This window comes from Ramlibacter sp., from assembly GCF_035706265.1.
Taxonomy (GTDB): domain Bacteria; phylum Pseudomonadota; class Gammaproteobacteria; order Burkholderiales; family Burkholderiaceae_C; genus Ramlibacter.
In genome coordinates, this window is record NZ_DASSVG010000611.1 from 1 (window position 1) to 3,679 (window position 3,679).

The 3,679-nt window shown below is 69.5% G+C and carries 4 protein-coding genes; all 4 read left to right on the forward strand.

Going from position 1 to position 3,679, the window contains the following annotated elements; genetic code table 11:
• On the forward strand, positions 1–1,601 hold a 1,601-nt coding region (gene argS / locus VFM98_RS21715), incomplete at its 5' end, for an arginine--tRNA ligase (RefSeq protein ID WP_325111971.1).
• A 2-nt stretch (positions 1,602–1,603) separates the two neighbouring features.
• Positions 1,604–2,266, forward strand: a complete 663-nt coding sequence (locus tag VFM98_RS21720) for an SPOR domain-containing protein (protein ID WP_325111972.1) — start codon at positions 1,604–1,606, stop codon at positions 2,264–2,266.
• Positions 2,267–2,337: 71 nt separating this feature from the next.
• The gene (locus VFM98_RS21725) at positions 2,338–2,988 is read left to right on the forward strand and encodes a thiol:disulfide interchange protein DsbA/DsbL (RefSeq protein ID WP_325111973.1); all 651 of its coding nucleotides are present in this window, start codon (positions 2,338–2,340) and stop codon (positions 2,986–2,988) included.
• 99 nt (positions 2,989–3,087) lie between these two features.
• Positions 3,088–3,679 (forward strand): lipopolysaccharide transport periplasmic protein LptA (lptA, locus tag VFM98_RS21730; RefSeq protein ID WP_325111974.1); only part of this gene is annotated, 592 nt, incomplete at its 3' end.

Genomic DNA, 3,679 nt, shown 5'->3' on the forward strand with positions numbered 1-3,679 from the left:
AGAAGGCGGCGTTCGAGAGCCCCAAGGTCGCCGCCCACGGCGACCTCGCCTGCACGGCCGCGATGCAGCTCGCCAAGCCGCTCAAGCGCAACCCGCGCCAGCTGGCCGAAAGCCTGCGCGAGGCGCTCCTCGCCACCCCCGCCTTCCAGCAATGGGTCGACGCCGTCGAGATCGCCGGCCCCGGCTTCCTCAACATCCGCCTCAAGCCCGCCGCCAAGCAGCAGGTGGTGCGCGAGGTGCTGGCTGCCGCCAGCGGCTTCGGGCAGCAACCGCTGCACGGGCGCCGCATCCTGGTCGAATTCGTCTCGGCCAACCCCACCGGCCCGCTGCACGTGGGCCACGGCCGCCAGGCGGCGCTGGGCGACGCGATCTGCAACCTGTACGCCACCCAGGGCTGGAACGTCCACCGCGAGTTCTATTACAACGACGCCGGCGTGCAGATCCAGACGCTCGCCACCAGCGTGCAGCTGCGCGCCCGCGGCCTGAAGCCGGGCGACGCCGGCTGGCCGGAGAGTGCGTACAACGGCGACTACATCCAGGACATCGCCGACGACTTCCTGGCCCGGAAGACCGTGAAGTCCGACGACCGCGAATACACCGCCAGCGGCGATGTCGAGGACCTGGACGGCATCCGCCAGTTCGCCGTGGCCTACCTGCGCCACGAGCAGGACCTGGACCTGCAGGCCTTCGCCGTGCGCTTCGACCAGTACTACCTCGAGTCCAGCCTCTACACCAGCGGCAAGGTCGACACGGTGGTGCAGCGCCTGCGCGACAACGGCAAGACCTACGAGCACGAGGGCGCGCTGTGGCTCAAGTCGACCGAGTACGGCGACGACAAGGACCGCGTGATGCGCAAGGGCGACGGCAGCTACACGTACTTCGTGCCGGACGTCGCCTATCACATCACCAAGTGGGAGCGCGGCTTCACCAAGGTGGTGAACATCCAGGGCACGGACCACCACGGCACCATCGCCCGGGTGCGCGCGGGCCTGCAGGCCGCCGGCGTCGGCATCCCCGAGGGCTATCCCGACTACGTGCTGCACACGATGGTGCGCGTGATGCGCGGCGGCCAGGAGGTGAAGATCTCCAAGCGCGCCGGCAGCTACGTGACCCTGCGCGACCTGATCGAGTGGACCAGCAAGGACGCGGTGCGCTTCTTCCTGCTCTCGCGCAAGCCGGACACGGAATACGTGTTCGACGTCGACCTCGCGCTGGCGCAGAACAACGACAACCCCGTGTATTACGTCCAGTATGCGCACGCGCGCATCTGCTCGGTGCTGGCGGCCTGGGGCGGCGACGTCGCGACGCTCTCGGGGGCCGACCTGTCGTCGCTGGAACACCCGGCGGCGTTGAACCTCATGCTGCAGCTCGCCCGCTATCCCGAGGTGCTCACCGCCGCGGCGGCCGATTTCGCGCCCCACGACGTCACCTTCTACCTGCGCGAGCTCGCCGCTGCCTACCACAGCTACTACGACAGCGAGCGCATCCTGGTGGACGACGACAAGCTGAAACAAGCCCGGCTGGCGCTCGTGGCCGCGGTCGCGCAGGTATTGCACAATGGACTGGCTGTGCTCGGGGTGAGTGCCCCGCACAAGATGTGAGCATGAAACAGAAGCAAAGCGGCAACGTCTTCGTCGGCATCATCATCGGGGTGGTGATCGGCCTCGCCGCCGCCCTGGCGGTGGCGGTGTATGTCACCAAGGTCCCCGTCCCCTTCCTGAACAAGGCGCCCGGCCGCTCGGCGGAGCAGGACGCGGCCGAATCGCGCAAGAACCAGAACTGGGATCCCAACGCGCCCCTGTACGGCAAGAACCCGGCCAAGCCGCTGCCGCCCGCGCCGGGCATGGCCGCTTCCGCGCCGTCCGCACCGGGCCCCGCCACGGCCACGGCGCCCAAGCCGGCCGAGGCGGGCCGGGGCGCCGAGCAGGCCAGGGACAAGGAGCCCCTGCCGCCCGCCGTGGCCGGCCGCCCGGTGCCGGCCGACCCGCTGGGCGACCTCGCCGCCGCCCGCTCGGCCTCGGGCAGCGATCCGTTCCTCTATTTCGTGCAGGCCGGCGCCTTCCGCACGCCCGAGGACGCCGAGGCCCAGCGCGCCAAGCTGTCCCTGATGGGCGTGGAAGCCAAGGTCACCGAGCGCGAGCAGTCGGGCCGGCAGGTGTACCGGGTGCGCGTCGGTCCGTTCAACAGCAAGGACGACGCCGACCGGCAGAAGGAAAGACTGGACCAGGGCGGCTTCGAGACCGCGCTGGTGCGCGTCCAGAGGTAGCCGGGCGCGGCCCGGCGGCGGAACCAAGCCCGTCCGGCCCGCTCAGAGGGTGTTCAAGGAGTCACATCGCAATGAATCGACGGGAATTCACGGCCGCCGCCGGCGCCACGCTGGGAGTCGCTGCCCTCGGCCTGCCGGGGCTGGCCCTGGCGCAGTTCAAGCCGGAGGAGGGCAGGCAGTACCACACCCTCGACAAGCGGGCGCCGAGCGACGGCCCGGCCGGCAAGATCGAGGTGATCGAGTTCTTCTGGTACAGCTGCCCGCACTGCAACGCCTTCGAGCCGCGCCTTTCCGCCTGGACGAAGAAGCTGCCTGCCGACGTGTACTTCCACCGCGTCCCGGTTGCCTTCCGCGACGACTTCGTGCCCCAGCAGCGCCTGTACTACACGCTGGAGACGCTGGGCAAGGTCGACGAGCTGCACGCCAAGGTGTTCGACGAGATCCACAACAAGCGCCAGCCGACCAACCGCGAGGAGCAGATCCTCGCCTTCGCCGAGAAGAACGGGCTCGACCGCGCCAAGTTCCAGGAGATCTACAACTCCTTCTCGGTCCAGGCCAAGGCGCGCCGGGCCCGCCAGCTGCAGGACCAGTACGAGGTGCAGGGCGTGCCCTCGATGGGCGTGGCCGGGCGCTACATCACCGACGGCGACATGGCCGGCAACATGGACCGCTGCCTCCAGGTCGTCGAGTACCTGGTCGCCGAGGCCCGCAAGGCCAAGTAGAAAAGTTCGCAGATCCGGCCTTCGCCGATCGTCGAGAGAGCCCGCGCACGCGGGCTTTTTCGTCTCGGATGGATACAATCCAGCAAGATTCGTGCCTCTATGAAGAACAAGACCGCCAGCCTCCTGCTTGCCCTGTCCCTCGCCTTCGCCCTGCTTCCCGCCGGCGCGGAGCGGGCCGACCGCAACAAGCCCATGAACGTGGAGGCCGACGCGCTGCGCTACGACGACCTCCAGCAGACCAGCGTGTTCACCGGCAAGGTCGTGGTGACCAAGGGCACGATCGTGATCCGCGGCGCGAAGATGGTGGTCAAGCAGGATCCCGAGGGCTACCAGTTCGGCACCGTGACGGCCGAGCCCGGCAAGCGGGCCTACTTCCGCCAGAAGCGCGACGGCGTGGACGAGTACATCGAGGGCGAGGGCGAGACCATCGAGTACGACGGCAAGGCCGACCGGGTGAAGTTCATCGGCCGCGCCGAGATGCGGCGGCTGCGCGGCGCTGCGGTCAACGACGAGACCAGCGGCTCGGTGATCACCTACGACAACGGCAACGACCAGTTCACCGTGGAAGGCGGCTCCGTCGCCGGCGCCACGCCTTCGAACCCGGGCGGCCGCGTGCGCGCGACGATCGCGCCCCGCCCCAGCGCCTCGGCGCCCGCCGCGCCGCCGGCCCCTCCCGCCAGCCTGCGTCCCA

Bases quoted from the DNA above. Each gene is read 5' to 3' on its own strand.
- VFM98_RS21720 (WP_325111972.1), top strand. From the start codon at position 1,604: ATGAAACAGAAGCAAAGCGGCAACGTCTTCGTCGGCATCATCATCGGG.
- VFM98_RS21725 (WP_325111973.1), top strand. From the start codon at position 2,338: ATGAATCGACGGGAATTCACGGCCGCCGCCGGCGCCACGCTGGGAGTC.